We start from the raw sequence: 16,231 nt of genomic DNA on the forward strand, positions 1-16,231 counted from the left end.
TTATACCATTTTAAGTAATTACAAAAGGTTTTATAATTTTTTTGATTTCTGCATTTACAGTTCCGTCAGAATTCAAATTTTGCTTAAAACCACTCCATTTTGGCTTATGTTTATCCAAATAAAGCATCAGTAAAGGGAGGTCGATTCTAAATTGATCGTCTGTTACTTTTGCTTTTGGGGTAAAGTCATCAAACGCAGGAGTAACTTTGTTTAATTTCCAGGATCCGGCTCCCTGCATACTAATTCCATTACTGCTGTCTAAACCATCTTTGTCAGACATCATCTGGAATATCCGTATCGTTTCAGGATTTGTTTTTTTATAGATTGGGGGGCTACAGTTCCTTGCTCGTAAGTAATAAATTCTACATCCCAATTGTATGCATTATCATTTTTTAATGGGGTTTTAGCATACTTTCCATATATGAGTTCATGAAATTTCCCAATTGCATAATCACAAATACCCAGATTTAATTCATTTAAGATAGTTTCAATCCCATTATCAATTACATTAGAACCTCCTTCAAGACCTCCAACATATATGTTACTTGATGCTAAAGCAGCAACGAGTTTTTTCGCTCCTTTGCACCATTTTACTTCATGTTTGTAAACATTTGTAATATACCAGTCAACACAATCATAGAATTTATAAATCTGAGCGAATGGAGCTAGTCTCCCTTTAATTTTATGTTCAATAATGTAAGAATATCCACGTCTCCATTCTTCACTATTATTATCCCGATGTTTAGTAAGCCAGCAACCATCCTGTCCTTTCCAGTTTTTTATATCAATTGCCTGTTCACGCAATGCTAGTTTATAAGTAGAATAATCAGGAAATTCTCCTCCAATGGTATGCTTGGTTTTCATTCCGTTAGTTAAAAAATCTAGCATAAGTTCAGGGAAGTTGATACCTGAATAAGAAATAGGCAGCAGAATCATCAGATTATCGTTGTCTACACTAATATATTGTTTATTATGAATTTTAGAATCAAATATAGGATCATTACTTTTCCAGTTCCTCAACGTAATATTCGAGGCATTATATAAATTCGTTGTTTCTTTAAATATTAAATTGATAACAGGAAAAATTTTTCCTGCGATAAAAACCCTTTCCTTTGGGAAAATATTAATCTGATAATTATTTGTAATTTTTTTCTTGTAAAAATTCGCATTCCTGATTTGGTATAATGTTTTTACGGTATTTAATTCTGTTGGGTTAATAAAGAGTTCATCATCAAAAAAACTTTTGCTTTTTCTATCTTCTCTTTTTTCATCCGCAAAAGATTTCGCGGCATAGACCCCTATTGGTGTATAATTATACATGATTTTTAATTTAATTGGTTAAAAAAATGGCGGTCTTTTACAACCGCCAATTTTGAATTATTTAAAAATTGTGGTCAGTTCCTTAGGTAAAGTTGAGGTGTCTCCCCCATGCTGAAGCTGTGTGTTAGCGAGCTTGAAAGCACTTACATTTTCCAGTTCTCTTGGGTTTTCACAGTTTTTCGGATCATCTTCCTTGAAAATAGGAAGGGCATCTTCTACTTCCAGACCTACAGACTGCGCCTGCAGAATTGTTAAGGTAGTAGGAATTCTTGTGATCCAGTATTTACCCTGAGGTTCACCGGTTGGTTGTCTCAATTCATCTACAATAGACATGTATAAAGGATCTCCGATAACCGGTACTTCACCTCCGTTCCAGATTTTTCCTGTGCTCATGAAGAACTGTACAGCGTCTTCAAAACCGGGCTTCACTGTCACGATTACTCTTGCCATACCGGCCTGAAGGAAGTTTCTGAATAATGGGTCTGTACTTTGTGTAAGGTACATCTCCTGCCATCTTTTTCTGTCTGCCCAGTAGTACGGGTAGAAAGTATAATCCATGATGCTCCATTCGAATGCCTGTTCCATGAATTTTGCCAATGCAGTATATTGTTCAAGGTTTTCACTTAGAATTACTTTAAAGTCGCTCATCTGGCTTCCTGAAGTAAAAGATTGTCCAAGCGTTGTAAGATAATCCTGAAGCAGATAGGCAATACAATTGTGCTTTAGAATTACAGCTTCCATTTCACGGTAGAAGTTGCCCAGTTTATCTTTGTTTGCTTCTTCCTCTGCTTTCGCTTTATCTTCCAGCTCCTTCTGTTTTTCCATAAAGATGGCATAAGCGTCTTCATAAGCTTTAATGATCGCTGTAAAGTTTTCCTGGATCCAGGATTTCATATATGCCTGTGAAAGTGTACAGGTAATCTCAAATGCAATATTTACAGAATCAATATTGAAACATTTGTAAACGAAATCATAAGATCCTGTTACGTTCTGAGGAGTGAAATAAGCGGTAGCATCAATTGAAGTTCCACCATTTGAGAAAGGAACCATTCCTCCGGCAAAGTTGCTGGTGTATAAAGTACTTGTTCCTCTTCTGTCTCTTTCGAAGCCATAGAACATTTTTACACTGCTTGCTTCGTAGTTGACAGGAATATCAATGGTTCTGTGTCTGTATTCTTCGTTACCGTCCACTTTTTCCCATTGTTTACCAAGGATAAGATTGATAGGGGATTTTGCAAGTTCGGTAAGTTTCACATTATAAATGTTTGCCCAATATTCAATCTGGTCTTTGGAAGCTACCTGAGCGCTGGCCATATTCCATGGCTTTTCTGCTTTTCTAGGATCAATAGGAGCGGTCAGCGTATCCGTTCTGGAAACTGCAGTTGCAAGGGTATGAAGTCTTGCCGGTTCCGGGATCATGAATTCAAACATAGTACGCTTACCGTAGTTGTAGATCTGGTTTTTCATTTTCTTATCTACCCATCTGTATACTCCGGTGATGTGCTGAGGATTTTCCTGGCTGGCCTGGCCTCTGTTGTCGAATTCATGAACGTTGGTTTCCGTAAATTCCTTAATGATCTTCTGTACACGTTCTTTATTGATCTTGGTAAGAACACGCTCCATAGCACGTTCGGTGATCTCCTGAGATTTGGTTACAGCCTGTTTTGTACTGTCGTGCTGGGAAGTATTGTTGGCGTAGCTTCCTCCGATCTCAAATTTGTATACTTTAGTGTCATAAGTGAATTTGGTGTTGGCAGTGATGTTCTGTTCTCTTTCCAATTCCTTGGCAACTTCACTCTGCATTTCATTTCTTTCAGTTTTTGTAGTATCTGAAATTTTTTCTGTTTCAACAGATTCTGAAGTAGTGTCTATAACTTCAGAATAATCCCTTGCTACGGAAGACTTATGACGAAGTTCGCTGGCCATTACGTTTTCAATATTGGAGACTTCTCCGGGAACGTAGGCGTGAACACTTTGTTCTACTTTAAGATAATCTGCAATACCTAATCTTTTTACACCGAAATGTTTGGGTATAAATGTTCCGGGTTGAGGATTTTCTCCGCCGGAGCCTGTTTCATCCTTGATATCTTCCACATACAGAATATCAGTATATGCACTGTTCGGTTCTATTCCGGAAAGATCCAGTGAGGCCTCTTTACCGTTATTGAAATAAATTTTAATTTTAACATTACGGATGTATTTGCTGAATTTGCCTACCATTACGGAAGCTAATGTCACTTTGTTATCTACCGGCTCAATATTCGTAAAGCTTTCTTCAAAATTTCCTACGTCTGAAATAATGGAGAGTTTAGCAGAAGCCATACCCCAGGCCGAACTTTCTGCCTGATAGTAGAATGTAAGATAAGCGGCACTACCTGAATAAATACTTCCCTGCGGAGTTGCCTTTAAATAATATGATCTTGGAGTTACCTTGGAGGCATATTGAGTGAAAGAATCTGTTACCGGAACCAAAATTCCTCCTAAACTTGCAAATTTCTGTTCCTGAACCGGAGTCTTCTGGAACAATGCCTGAGCTTTGGCGGAATGTTCTTCTTCAATTTTTTCAAATACTTCAGGATAAGTGTCATATTCATCAGTGATGTATACAATAGCTTCTCCTAATTGTAATTCCTTGTCGGAAATAACTTTAATGCTGCTGAAATCAAAGCCGTCCTCTGGTTTTACGCCATTGCTTGCAGTAAATTTGTCAACGAAGATTTTCAGTGAATCTAATGAAAGCAGTGATGTGAAATCCCCGAAATTGATCTCATTTTTGTAGGTGAAAACAAAAGGTGGGATATTGGGCTCTTCAAGACCTGCATACAGGGCATTGATTTCCGCTTCTGTCATTCCTTCTGTGATCTGGGATTCGATTTCTTTCAAACGCTCTCTGTATCTGTCAAGCTCAGGTCCGTTGGCTGCAAGATATTCCTTGTAGGCTGCATCATAAGCCTTACTTCTGGCTTTCTGATAGATTTTCTGCAATTTTTCAAGCTCAACCTTAAGCGTGTTTAAGCTGTCTTTTTCAAAATTAAGATTGGTCAATTCAAGAATCTTTTCTCCTTCAGCCTTAAGCTGTTCTTTTGCAGGAACGGAAAGAGGTGTACTTGTGGTATTGATTGCATCCTGCCCTCCAACAGCAGATCTAGCCACAGTGAACGGCTGTCCGGTTGGGGTTACTGAAGTTTCACCTTCATATCCGTCTCCGAAAAATTTCATAGGAAGAACTACTCTGGCTTCAAGGGCTTTGGCTTTTAAATCGTCACCGTTGATTTTTGTTAATTCAGGAGTTACAGGAAGATCACATACATATCCGAAATGAAGAGCTTTCAGGATATGAACCAAGGCTTCTTTAACATAGAAGTTTTTCTGTGTTACGGTCTGGTACATCAGGTTATCCCATACCTGTCCCATTTTATCCTGGATAGCACTGCTGTTGTAAAGGTTTTTAGCTGTATTCTCATCAGCAGCGGAGATTGTTTCGTTTTTGGCGATTTTTCTTCCGATTTTAAGGGCTTCAGAAAGAGAGCTTTCTTCAATCTGAAGTTCAGAATCATATCCGGTAGTGGTAAATGACTTTGCGGCACGTTCCAATGCCTGGAATTTTATTAATGCCGTATCGCCGGGGTTTACTGCTGTATCAAATGCGCTTGCCATATCGGCAGGTCTGTGGATAAAACCAAGATTCTGTTTTTTAGTTTCAGTTAATTGGGGGTTTCTTAAGCTTACAAATCTGAAAAGAGTTTGTGATGCGTTGTTTTTGTTGTTTGTTGCCATTTTAATATTTTGTTTTAATGATTGTTATTTTTTTGTGTATTCAAGGGTTAGGGTGAATGAATTAATGACAGAATAATCATAATCCGGTTGATCCAAGAATTCAATTGTAGCCTTATCCCTTTCTACAGTGATGTAGATCTTTGATCGCCATTGGTTGCCTGCAAACGCGGTATCCAGGGCATACCATTCTGTGAACATTTCGTTGGAAATAATAGTTTCAAGGCCTGGGAATTCGGATCTGAGATCAATCTCTCCGGTTCTCGGAATCTGGTCTAAATACAGGGTTTTTTTGTAGACAGGCTTGCCATTGATCCAGGTTCCACCAGTTAATTCTTCATCACGGGTATAAGAATGCTGCTTATCGGCATATCTTTTTTGAATAAAAGAGTTGTCATCATAATTATTGCCATAATAAACCTCACTTGTTATACCTTTTGAACCGGCAAAACTTGATGTGAAATTCAATTCCATTGCCTGAGAAACAATTAAGGAAAAGGTATCTGATGAACCTCCGGTACCAGTAAATCCAAAACCACCATCTTCCAGAGCGAATCTGGAATTATAGGAAGCATTAACGTAATTGATAAAATTAACACTCTCCTTCAGGTGAAGATCTCCAGTAATGAGTTGTCCTGGATTTGTTCCGCCTAATGGAATAAATCCGTTTACATCAACCACTCCGGAAAGCTTATCCCAGCCAGGGACATAAGTATTATTCAAGTTATCAACCCATACATAGTTTTCACCTGTATCAAGTAAATTCCAGACATCACCTACTGTTTGACCCGTGGTAGGTAAGGCTCCAAAATTAGCAACGGAACCCATTACACGGTAAGTCCTGCCCAGTAATGAATTAATTTGGCCCTGATTATAATAATTGTTAAATATCCAGCCGCGCTGCACATAGTCGTTATTACTTGCAGGGGTATATAGTTTTGCTGCCGTTATCCCCGCTGTAGGTGTTATAGTGATATCATCAGCGTTTGAAGCAGGTGTCCCAATCTGTAGAAATCCGGTATTCATTCTCACCCAACGTTCTACGAAATCACCCGTGATTAAAGCTCTGTTTAATTGACCTTGCTGGAAACTTCCAAAACTTCCATCAGCGGTATTCGAATATCCCGTTAATGTTTGGTTACCATGGATAATTAATTTATTCCCGATTGCTCCATCATTTAATCCTGCTCCTGTACCGATCAAAACGTTATTATTGCCTGTAACGCCTGAACCGGCAGAAACCCCAATCATAATATTTCTGTCACCCAGATTTGACTGGTTATTGGCTTTCCAGCCTACCAATGTATTAAGATTACCTGTAATATTGGAATACCCCGCTCCCAAGCCTAAAAAAGTATTCTTGAATCCTGTGGTAGTCCTGTTTCCTGATTCATCGCCAATCATTGTGTTTTGCGAACTCGTCGTTACATTCTCACCTGCTGATGTACCAATAAATACGTTATATCCACCTGTAGTTAATTTAGAACCACTTGATATACCCACTGCTGTGTTCCATAGACCAGTCGTTAACTCAGAGAGTGAATAAGAACCGAGTGCTATATTATTTTCACCTGTAGTTACTTTTGGTAAAGCATTGTAACCAATAGACATATTGTAGTAACCGGTCTGCGATTGATTAATATTCCCAAAATAATGAGAGTAAAGAACCTTATTAAAATTCAACTCTCCGGCCCTGCCTTGATCAGGATTAAAAACGATAGCTTTGGTAGACGAATTACCTCTGTCTATCACAGATTGTAACGTGTCATTTCCGGCAAAAACCGGCTTGTCGCTAAGATCATTATAGCTGCCTGAAATACCTACTTTATGAATTTTCACTTTTTCGACACCTTCCTGAACTAGGGAAACGCTTCCATCAACATTTGTGGCCGGTATAATGCTAAATTCAGAAAGATTGATTGCAAATGAAGATCCGTCACTCTGAGTAATCGTAATGATATTCTGGGAAGCATCATATTCGGCACTCCGAATGCTTATATCATTGGTTACTAATCCGCTTAGATCAACGTTTTTACTTTGTTGAACACCATTTTCTCCGGTATAAAATATGGTCAGAATATTTCCATTCAGTTGTGGATTCTGAATTGAGGTTTGCGTCTCAATTTTATCTTTCCAAAGCTGGGCATTTTGCGGGCTTATATTGGATGCATTGGCATCTGCTTTTTGGGAGAAATCATAATTTAATTTCTCTGAAGGGATTTTCTCATCCTTGTGCCAGTAAGAATCCTGCCACTCCCAGAACTGTTCCTGGTTAGGAATATCTCCGTTCTCAAAAAATTGTTTTAATTCTTGTTTTGTTTTCATTTTATTTAAATTTTGTTTTAGCCTAGCAGATATCCACCGTTTACTTCTACATTGGGATCAAAGGAAGACCGATAATATCCTGTCATTTCACCTAAAGAGACATTTGATAACTGATTACCCATAAAGGCATACGGATTAATGTAATAGACACTGTCCGGAATGTTTATGGAGGTAAGCTTATTGTTCCTGAAAGCATTGGCTTGAATTTCAGTCACACTTCCATGGATTTCTACAGAAGTGAGAAGATTATCTGCAAAAACAGATTCTTTGATCACTTTGACATTTTCCGGAATTCTTACAGAGTCCAGCAGATTATTTTGAAATGCATAAGGCTGAATACTTACTACAGCACCGGGAATTTCTACGGATTTCAACTGGTTATTCTGGAAAGAAGCATAGTCAATATTGGTTACATTATCCGGAATTCTTATGTAATCCAGATGATTATCTGCAAAAACAAGACGGTCAATATTTGTGATATTTCCAGGAATATCTACTGCTGTTAACTGGTTATTCCGGAATGCACTGTCTCTGATACTCGTTACGTTTTCAGGGATGCTTACCCAAGCCAGAAGATTATCTGCAAAAACGGATTCGTTAATAATTGTAACATTGCGAGGAATGGTAACAGATTCCAGTTTATTGTTTTGAAATGCATAGGCTCCAATGTCCGTTATATCGCCGGGTAGATCTACTGAAACCAGCTCATTATTCTGGAATGCATAATCTCCGATACTGGTAACACTTTTAGGAATTCCTATTTCTTTTAGCTTATTGTATTGGAAAGTTTCTCTTTCAATTGCGGTAATTTTCTCAGAAATCTTTGCCGAGGTCAGCTCATTGTTCCGAAAAGCTCCTGCTCCGATACTTATAATATTTTCGGGAATTTCTATTGAGGTTAGCTTATTATCATGGAAAGTCCATGGTTTGATCTCCTTCATGTTTTCGGAGATATTTAATGAACTGATTCTGTTGCTTTGAAAAGCATTATCCCCAATATCTGTAATATTATTTGGAATGGTCAAAGATTTCAATAAGTTATAGGAAAAAGCTCCAGTTCCGACACTTTGAACACTATCAGGAATGAATATTTCCGTTATGGACATATTGTAAGCAAAATTATTTGGGATATGTAAAGTGCCGGACTTTATAAACATCTTTTTTCTAAATAAGATTCTAAAGAGGCTGTGCCTTCATCATTTACATCTGCATAGATATAATTGGGATTCGGCAAACCATCTTCCAAGCCGGCAATCTTATTCATGTCGATTTTTTCATTTTTGTGCCAGTAAGAGTCCTGCCAGCTCCAGAAATGTTCTTGTGTAGGCTTGTCTCCATCTTCGAAGTACAGCCTTAGTTCTTCTTTTGTTTTCATAGGATTGTTATAAATCTACATAGCGTAGGATTGTTGCTGTTTCAGGGATTCCGGCACTACTCAAATCTAGTCCGTCTGGTGCAGATACAGTTTTTAGGGATGGAATATTGAATGCGTTTTGCCCTACTGTTTTTACTGATCTGGGAATAGACAGATCGGTTAAGCTCTTATTTAATGGAAACTGAAATGCGCTGTCTCCAATGGTTTCTACACCATTTTCCAATATCAGTTCCGATATATCGGTAACTCCGCTGTAGAATGCAAAGGATTCAATAACTTTACATGATTCCGGAATTTTTATAGACTTCAGATATTGATTACTAAAGGCATTTGCTCTAATTCTTTCAAGAGACTGAGGAAACTGAATTTTTGTAATACGATTCTGTGCGGTTAAAGAAAATTTAAAACCTCCAATAATCTTAATACCCTCAGGGAATACTATAATATTATCATTGCCGGTAATTTCTTTACTGTCGGTGGGTAAATACGTAAACTCCTGGGAAATGATTAAGCCCAAGGCTTTATTGCTTAGTTTCTCATCCTTATGCCAGTAAGAATCCTGCCATTCCCAGAAGTGTTCCTGTGTAGGATGATCTCCATTTTCGAAGTAGAGCCTTAGCTCTTCTTTTGTTTTCATAATAAAACTGTGATTATGTTTTTTTTGGTTAATAAATAGGTTATAATTTGAAGTGGTTATTTTTTCATAGTTGTTACAGATTTTCAGACATAGTTCTGGCTGTCCGGCATTTCGTGAATGATGGCTTCAAAGGTGTTTTGAATAATTATTGGGAGTTGTCGGGTGTCTTGATTTGGTGTTTCAAAGATAATTCCGGACAGCGTCAGAACTCGTCGTGTTACAATTTATTTAGTATATATTTTCTTCAGAAATTTCGGTTTCGAAATCTTCGCGGAAGAAACTTTCAATGTCATTGAGATAGTTTTCATAGTCCATCTCAGCATTTTCGATATCGCTCCATTCAATGGTATAGAGGTCTTCATCGATAAGTATATCTGGATTGTGGTTTGGTGCTTCCATGGGTTGTGTTTTAAAGTTGAGGTTATATTTTAAACATATTTCTGGCTGTCCAGCATTGATAAATGTTGAATTCAAAGGCTTTTTAAATTTTTATGATTGTTTTTTTGTGTCTTTGTTTATACTCCAAAAGTAGCAGGAGAAGACGACAAAACTTGACGTGTTTTAAAAACTTTTACATTTTTTAAACTATTAGCGATTTAGCTTATATGGGTCCTTTATAAGGTAAAAAGCTTATATTTTGTTTTTAATCAGTTTCTGTACAATCTGATTCAGGATTTCCCGGTTATCATCAATATAACTCAGTCCTGCCTGAATTAGATTTTCAATATTTGATCTCCTTACATTGTCCATACCGGGAGATGCATTTTTAAAGAGGGATTCAAACGGTAATAATTCTTCTGATTTCTCTGCCCTAATGTCTGAAACATCTGGCACAGCTGATAATCTACGGTTTCTGCATTGGCAGACATCAATATATCAATAATCGGGTTTACCCAGCCTATTTTACCTGATTTTTGCAGTTTTCTGAAAGAATACGGTCTGGATTCAATTCCTGTTCCGATAGAAACGATGATCATATCGTTCACACCCGGATGATTCGCTTTCTGATGGTTTTTTAATACCTCTGCAAAAGGAATTTTTCGGGCTTCTGCATAAGCACATAAAGCAGGATTATTGGCAAACATACCTCCGTCGATGAGACTGAAAATCTGTCCATACATGGATTTGATCTGTACAGGGCTGAAATAAGTAGGAGCAGCTGAGGTTGCCCTGCAGATGTCTTTTACGTAAAAGTTATCTGTACTTAAATTGGCTTCCCAGGAATTAAAAATCTTCGCTCTTCTGTTTTCAATGTCATAACTGGTTATTAAACATGGTTTTATAAATTCTTTAAGTTCTAAATTTCCAAAAAAGTCATTCAAATTTTTTTCCAAAGCTTCCTGGGGAATTTTTTCATTAATCAAACCAAACGGATTGATGAGCTTTTCCCAAAAAGAAACCTGAAATATGTCGCCTCCCTTTTCAGCGTATAATTCCAATCCCTTCTGGATAGAATATTTCGCTTTCCGGTGTTCATCGGGACACAGAATAATAGAAGCAATAAGTCCTCCTGTACTGCTTCCTGCAACCAGATCAAAATAATCGCCGAGTTTTGCCCCCGGATTATCATGATACTGAAGCTGCTCTTCTATGTAGCGGAGAATAATGCAGGTGATAATACCCCTTATTCCGCCCCCGTCCAAAGAAAGAATGGTTGTCTTTTTCATGTGATGTTTGTTGGTTTTAAAAGAAAAAACTAACGTCCTGAGACAACTAAAACCAACTTTCTGCCTTTAAGGGCGGATGCTGGTTTTAGTGTTGAGAGCTCAGTTAACTAACATTTTCTTATAAAACAAAGGTAGGCCGGGGAAGCGACAGAACTTGTCGTATTATAATTATTTTCAAATAAAAGGGAATTAAAATAGAATATAATTTTGTTGATCTCTTGGTAATTTGGATAGTGTTCTCCAATTCGTTTTTACCAGTCCTTTTTTAGTCTGGATATTCTTTTTTTCAAAGTGGGGAAGGTCTTTGAAGGTCTTCCAGTTTCCGCCCCAGTCCCAGCCGTGTCGTGCGAAAATTTTTACACATTCGTACCAGTCGGCTACCTGATCATTATCCCAGTCTTTGGCGGTGTCCCAGCTTGCCACCTTTCCGTCGATCATCAGGCAGATATCAACGGCAAGTCCGTAATTATGGATGCTTTGGCCGGCTTTGGCATTGGTCACTTTCTTTCCGGAAGTAATTCTTCCGATGGCATATAATTTCTCCTGCTCCTCGAAAGATCTAAGGCCTTGCGTAATTCTTACTTTGGCTCTTCCCGTAAGGGCTTCATCACATTCTTTGATAATTTGCTTTACTTCATCTCTTACAGAAGGATGCAGCTTGTTTATTCTGTCTGACGTTACTTTATCCATGATTCATTATTTTTATTATGAAACAAAAGTATAGGCTAAGGACGACGAAACTTGACGTGTTTATTAAAAATATGCAATAAAAAAATATATTTTAAAGATAGAAATTTTCAGGCTGTTTTACCCCTTGAAAATGAGCATTGTTTCAAAAAATGAATACATGGAAATAAACAATCATAAGATTTTTATACTCCCGTAAACTTAAGTTCAAATACGATCATAAAAATTAATAAAAGAAAAGCAGATTGACTGTATATTTGTATAAAGCAATTCATGAAAATAAATGAGCTGCCATAAAAAACACAATATTTCATGCATACTATATTACCCTTTTTTCTGGCAATGATTGCCGCTATTGTTCTGCTTAATATGTGGGCAACCAAACTGAAGATCGCCTATCCCATTCTCCTGGTTGTATTCGGGCTGCTGGTAAGTTTTGTACCCGGACTCCCGGTTGTAAAAGTAGATCCGGACCTTATTTTCTTTATATTTTTACCGCCTTTACTGTTTGAAGCCTCCTGGGCAATTTCCTTTAAAGAAATGAAAAGATGGTGGCGGATTATCGGTAGTTTTGCATTTCTGGTTGTATTTTTTACAGCACTTTCCGTGGCTGTAGCAGCCAATTATTTCATTCCCGGATTCACAATAGCGCTTGGGTTTCTGCTCGGGGGAATTGTTTCTCCACCGGATGCGGTAAGTACAGGAGCCATTATGAAATTTGTGAAAATACCTAAAACCACATCAGCAATTTTAGAAGGCGAAAGTTTACTGAATGATGCTTCTTCCCTGATTATTTTCCGTTTTGCACTCATAGCTGTCGGCACCGGTCAGTTTGTATGGCAGGAAGCCTCTCTGAGCTTTTTATGGATGGTAATCGGAGGAGCAGGAATAGGACTGCTGCTGGGATGGATCTTTGTACAGGTACACAAAAGGCTGCCTACAGATGCGTCCTCAGACATTGCATTGACCTTTATAGAACCTTATCTTATGTACTGGATTGCAGAGCAGCTTCACAGCTCCGGTGTGCTTGCCGTAGTGGCGGGAGGTCTGTATATGTCTACAAGACGTCTGGTATTTTTGAATAGTGCAAGCAGAATAAAAGGTTATAGCGTATGGGAAAGCGTTGTATTCATATTAAATGGTATCGTTTTCTTGCTCATCGGTCTTGAGCTTCCTGAAATTGTAGGAGGGCTGCGCTCTGAAGGAATTCCTTTGGGGACGGCTATTCAATACGGTTTGCTGGTGACGGTTATTCTTATTTTAGCCAGAATAATCAGTTCTTATGCTGCTATGCTGGCTACCATGATCTTTCGTCCCAGTGTTGCTCCACGGGCATCTACGGGAAGAAGAACTCTCCTGATGCCTCTTTTCCTTGGCTGGACAGGAATGCGCGGCGTAGTATCACTGGCTGCGGCTTTAGCAATTCCCGTAACTCTTGAAAACGGAACTCCTTTTCCTAACAGGAATCTTATATTATTCATCACATTTGTGGTGATCCTGCTTACTTTATTGGTTCAGGGGCTTACATTGCCTTATTTCATCAATAAAGTCAATGCTTTCCGGGATTTTATGAACGAAGAAGAGGAAGAAAAAACAAGGCAGAAAATAAAACGTGAGCTGAGACAGCACATTTACCACTTCCTGAAAACAAAGCATGAAAACGAATTACAGGGACATGCCGGAATAGAAAGAATGCTGATCCATTGGGAAGAAAAAAACAAAGCGAATGACGAAGGCTGGATGAATGAAAAAAACAAAGTTATTTTTGTTGAAATGCTTGAAAGCCAGAGACAGTATCTTTCAGAGCTTAATAAGGATGTATCCATCAATGAGGAAGTCATCCGCCAGCATTTATATCAGATCGATCTGGAGGAAGAACGTCTGAAAATGATATAGACAGAGAAATTCAGGGCAGGCAAATTACATTGCTAATACGACAAAACATGACGCATTTAAAATAAATTAACTCCATCATATTCAGTGTGTTAAATATGGTGTTAATTTTTAAGCAAAAGAGAATAATTATCTTTAAAATTGATAATTTTGTATAAAATTATCATCCTTCTGTCATGTATGCTTTAGTAGACTGCAATAACTTTTTTGTTTCCTGTGAGAGAACTCTGGATCCGGAGCTTGAAGGGAAACCTGTTGTGGTACTTTCCAATAACGACGGATGTGTGGTGTCCAGAAGTAAAGAAGCTAAAGATCTCGGCATTCCTATGGCAGCCCCTGCCTTCAAATATAAAGAACTTTTCAAGCAGCATGACGTAAAAAGCTTCTCTGCGAAATTTGAGCTCTATAATTATAAAAGCCAGCGTGTGATTGATATTTCAAGATCATATGTTGTGGATTATGAGGTGTATAGCATAGATGAGCTGTTTCTGGATCTTTCAGGCTTTAAATATGTAGACATCCATGATTACTGCCTGAAAATTAAGGATGATATTAAAAAGCAGGAAAATATCCCCGTAAGTATAGGAATTGCTCCTACCAAAACACTCTGCAAAGTGGCCAACAGGATTGTGAAAGAATTTCCCGACCAGTTTGACGGAGTGTATATCCTGAATACTCCTGAAAAAATCGAAAAAGCCTTAAAATGGCTCCATATAGGTGATGTCTGGGGAATAGGACGAAGGCTTGCCGCCAAAATGCACGACAGCGGCGTCTATAAAGCCTGGGATCTCCTTCAGAAGCCTGAAATGTGGGTCAGGAAAATAATGGGAATTCATGGCGTGAGGATGATCAATGAGCTGAAAGGAATCCGCCAGCTGGAATTAGACTCGCCATCTCCCAAAAAATCCATTGCCGTAACCAGAAGCTTCATGGAAATGCTCTCCCGCAAAGAAGAAGTAAGGGAACGGGTGGAAACCTTCGGGATGTACTGTTCCGAAAGGCTCCGCAAGCAGAATACATGCTGCAGGATGGTCACCGTTTTCATTCAGACCAACCGCTTCAGGAAAGACCTGCCTGAATATAAAAATGCAGTCACAAGGATTCTCTCCAATCCTACCAATTCCTCTATTCTGATAGGCAGGGTAGTGAATGAGCTTTTTGAAACCATTTACAAAGAGGGCTTCCAATATAAAAGAGCAGGAGTTATCGTGAATGATTTCGTTCCGGAAAATGAAAGGCTTATCAGTCTTTTTGAAGAAGATTCGCAAAACCAACATCTTCCCGTGATGAAAGCAATGGATGCCATGAACAAAAAATTCGGGAAAGATAAAGTGCGTCTCGGAAGTATGAGCGGAGAAAACACATTCGGACGGGCCCGGCTTTCTCCGGAATACGAAGCTTTCTTAAAAAACAATACCCTTCCTGAAGCTAATTTCAGATTTCATTAGTGTTTAAAATTTTCTGACTAATATGTTTTTTGATTAAAAAAATGCATGTTTTATTGAAACTTGTGGTGGTAAATTATTAAAATTCCGAATTTTGATATTGCTTTTATTCTTTTAAATATTACATTTTCAATCAATTACACTTTGGTTGCCTTTTCATGTATTGTACAGATAATCTCCTTCAATTTATCTTTGCTGAAGAATTTTTACATTCTAAAAACCACAAACTACATGAAAAAAATAAACACATTGATGAAAGGTGTAGTGGCTGGAGGATGTTTTTTGATGAATATTGTTAATGCACAGGTCGGTATTAATACATCAAATCCTCAAGCCCTCCTGCACGCTGATGGAGCCAAAGATAACCCTGTTTCGGGAGCGCCAACCGCTACTCAGGCAGCTAATGATGTTGCATTCACGGTTAATGGCGAAATAGGAGTGGGAACCCTTACCCCCGCTGTAAAAATAGACGCCCGGTCTGCTAATAATTCAGATAATTCTATAGGGATAGGGAAACCACCCAGACCGCACCTGTGGCGGGGTCCGGAGCGATGAGATACAACCCGCTGAATGGCGGAAAAATGCAGTATTCGGACGGAATTGTGTGGCAGGATTTTATTTCTTCACCTACCAAAGCTGTTGTAGTTGCTAATCTTCAGGCCGCTAACTTTGCCGTTAAAATTCCGTATCAGAGTTCTACCGGAATCTCCGGATGGACAGAAATTTCTGATCCTACTGCCAATTTTACACCTGCAACCGGAATCTTCACAGCGCCCAGAACCGGTGTTTATTTAATCTCCTTTACCTATGATTTTGTAAGGATTCCTATTGTTTCAGGCTATTTTTCCGAAGCCAGATATGTTGTGAACGGGAATACTGTCGTTAAAAAGTGCATAAAATCTTTTTCGAATACCTCAAAGCAGGCCCAGGTTGCCGGCTCATGCGTGGCCGGAGTTCAGCTTAATAAAGGAGATACCTTCCAGCCGCACCTTTACCAGTCGGTATACAACGGAAGTTTAAGTTTGCGGACGGATACTACCCCGGCAAGTAATGAGTATGGCTTTGTCAATCTTTCCATAGTAGAACAATAACACACTTGATATGAAAA

General features: G+C 38.5%; 14 protein-coding genes. 4 read left to right on the forward strand and 10 right to left on the reverse strand.

Annotated elements, in window-relative coordinates; genetic code table 11:
• Nucleotides 1-10: 10 nt before the first annotated feature.
• The 10 genes from N4G44_RS03235 to N4G44_RS03280 all read right to left on the reverse strand — a co-directional run bounded on the left by N4G44_RS03235 (nucleotide 11) and on the right by N4G44_RS03280 (nucleotide 11,788).
• Nucleotides 11-283: a hypothetical protein gene (locus N4G44_RS03235; protein WP_474924592.1), complete on the reverse strand. Its 273-nt coding sequence runs from the start codon at nucleotides 281-283 to the stop codon at nucleotides 11-13.
• Nucleotides 280-1,320 (reverse strand): hypothetical protein, encoded by a 1,041-nt coding sequence (locus N4G44_RS03240; protein WP_474924593.1) that lies wholly within the window; start codon nucleotides 1,318-1,320, stop codon nucleotides 280-282. Before N4G44_RS03240 ends, N4G44_RS03235 begins: the two co-directional genes overlap by 4 nt.
• 57 nt (nucleotides 1,321-1,377) lie before the next feature.
• Nucleotides 1,378-5,097, reverse strand: coding sequence for a hypothetical protein (locus tag N4G44_RS03245; RefSeq protein WP_474924594.1), 3,720 nt, complete (start codon nucleotides 5,095-5,097; stop codon nucleotides 1,378-1,380).
• A gap of 24 nt (nucleotides 5,098-5,121) precedes the next feature.
• A complete protein-coding gene (locus N4G44_RS03250; protein ID WP_474924595.1) occupies nucleotides 5,122-7,419 on the reverse strand; it encodes a hypothetical protein in 2,298 nt (765 codons plus the stop codon).
• Nucleotides 7,420-7,436: 17 nt separating this feature from the next.
• Complete coding sequence (locus N4G44_RS03255; protein WP_474924596.1) at nucleotides 7,437-8,576, reverse strand: leucine-rich repeat domain-containing protein; 1,140 nt, start codon at nucleotides 8,574-8,576, stop codon at nucleotides 7,437-7,439.
• Nucleotides 8,567-8,794, reverse strand: a complete 228-nt coding sequence (locus N4G44_RS03260; RefSeq protein WP_474924597.1) for a hypothetical protein — start codon at nucleotides 8,792-8,794, stop codon at nucleotides 8,567-8,569. Before N4G44_RS03260 ends, N4G44_RS03255 begins: the two co-directional genes overlap by 10 nt.
• 7 nt (nucleotides 8,795-8,801) lie before the next feature.
• On the reverse strand, nucleotides 8,802-9,431 hold the full coding sequence (locus N4G44_RS03265) for a leucine-rich repeat domain-containing protein (protein WP_474924598.1): 630 nt from the start codon (nucleotides 9,429-9,431) through the stop codon (nucleotides 8,802-8,804).
• A gap of 228 nt (nucleotides 9,432-9,659) precedes the next feature.
• The gene (locus tag N4G44_RS03270) at nucleotides 9,660-9,830 is read right to left on the reverse strand and encodes a hypothetical protein (protein ID WP_474924599.1); all 171 of its coding nucleotides are present in this window, start codon (nucleotides 9,828-9,830) and stop codon (nucleotides 9,660-9,662) included.
• Between the two features lie 338 nt (nucleotides 9,831-10,168).
• Nucleotides 10,169-11,098 (reverse strand): patatin-like phospholipase family protein, encoded by a 930-nt coding sequence (locus tag N4G44_RS03275; RefSeq protein WP_474924600.1) that lies wholly within the window; start codon nucleotides 11,096-11,098, stop codon nucleotides 10,169-10,171.
• Between the two features lie 189 nt (nucleotides 11,099-11,287).
• Nucleotides 11,288-11,788, reverse strand: coding sequence for a M15 family metallopeptidase (locus N4G44_RS03280; protein WP_474924601.1), 501 nt, complete (start codon nucleotides 11,786-11,788; stop codon nucleotides 11,288-11,290).
• 309 nt (nucleotides 11,789-12,097) lie between these two features.
• On the opposite strand from N4G44_RS03280, the gene N4G44_RS03285 reads away from it, so the two are divergent.
• From N4G44_RS03285 to N4G44_RS03300, 4 genes are all read left to right on the forward strand, one after another.
• The gene (locus N4G44_RS03285; protein ID WP_474924602.1) at nucleotides 12,098-13,681 is read left to right on the forward strand and encodes a Na+/H+ antiporter; all 1,584 of its coding nucleotides are present in this window, start codon (nucleotides 12,098-12,100) and stop codon (nucleotides 13,679-13,681) included.
• Nucleotides 13,682-13,854: 173 nt separating this feature from the next.
• A complete protein-coding gene (locus tag N4G44_RS03290; protein WP_474924603.1) occupies nucleotides 13,855-15,126 on the forward strand; it encodes a Y-family DNA polymerase in 1,272 nt (423 codons plus the stop codon).
• A 228-nt stretch (nucleotides 15,127-15,354) separates the two neighbouring features.
• The gene (locus N4G44_RS03295) at nucleotides 15,355-15,678 is read left to right on the forward strand and encodes a hypothetical protein (protein ID WP_474924604.1); all 324 of its coding nucleotides are present in this window, start codon (nucleotides 15,355-15,357) and stop codon (nucleotides 15,676-15,678) included.
• On the forward strand, nucleotides 15,657-16,214 hold the full coding sequence (locus tag N4G44_RS03300) for a complement C1q domain-containing protein (RefSeq protein ID WP_474924605.1): 558 nt from the start codon (nucleotides 15,657-15,659) through the stop codon (nucleotides 16,212-16,214). Before N4G44_RS03295 ends, N4G44_RS03300 begins: the two co-directional genes overlap by 22 nt.
• Nucleotides 16,215-16,231: the final 17 nt, after the last annotated feature.

This window comes from Chryseobacterium sp. GTID13 (genome assembly GCF_056172655.1).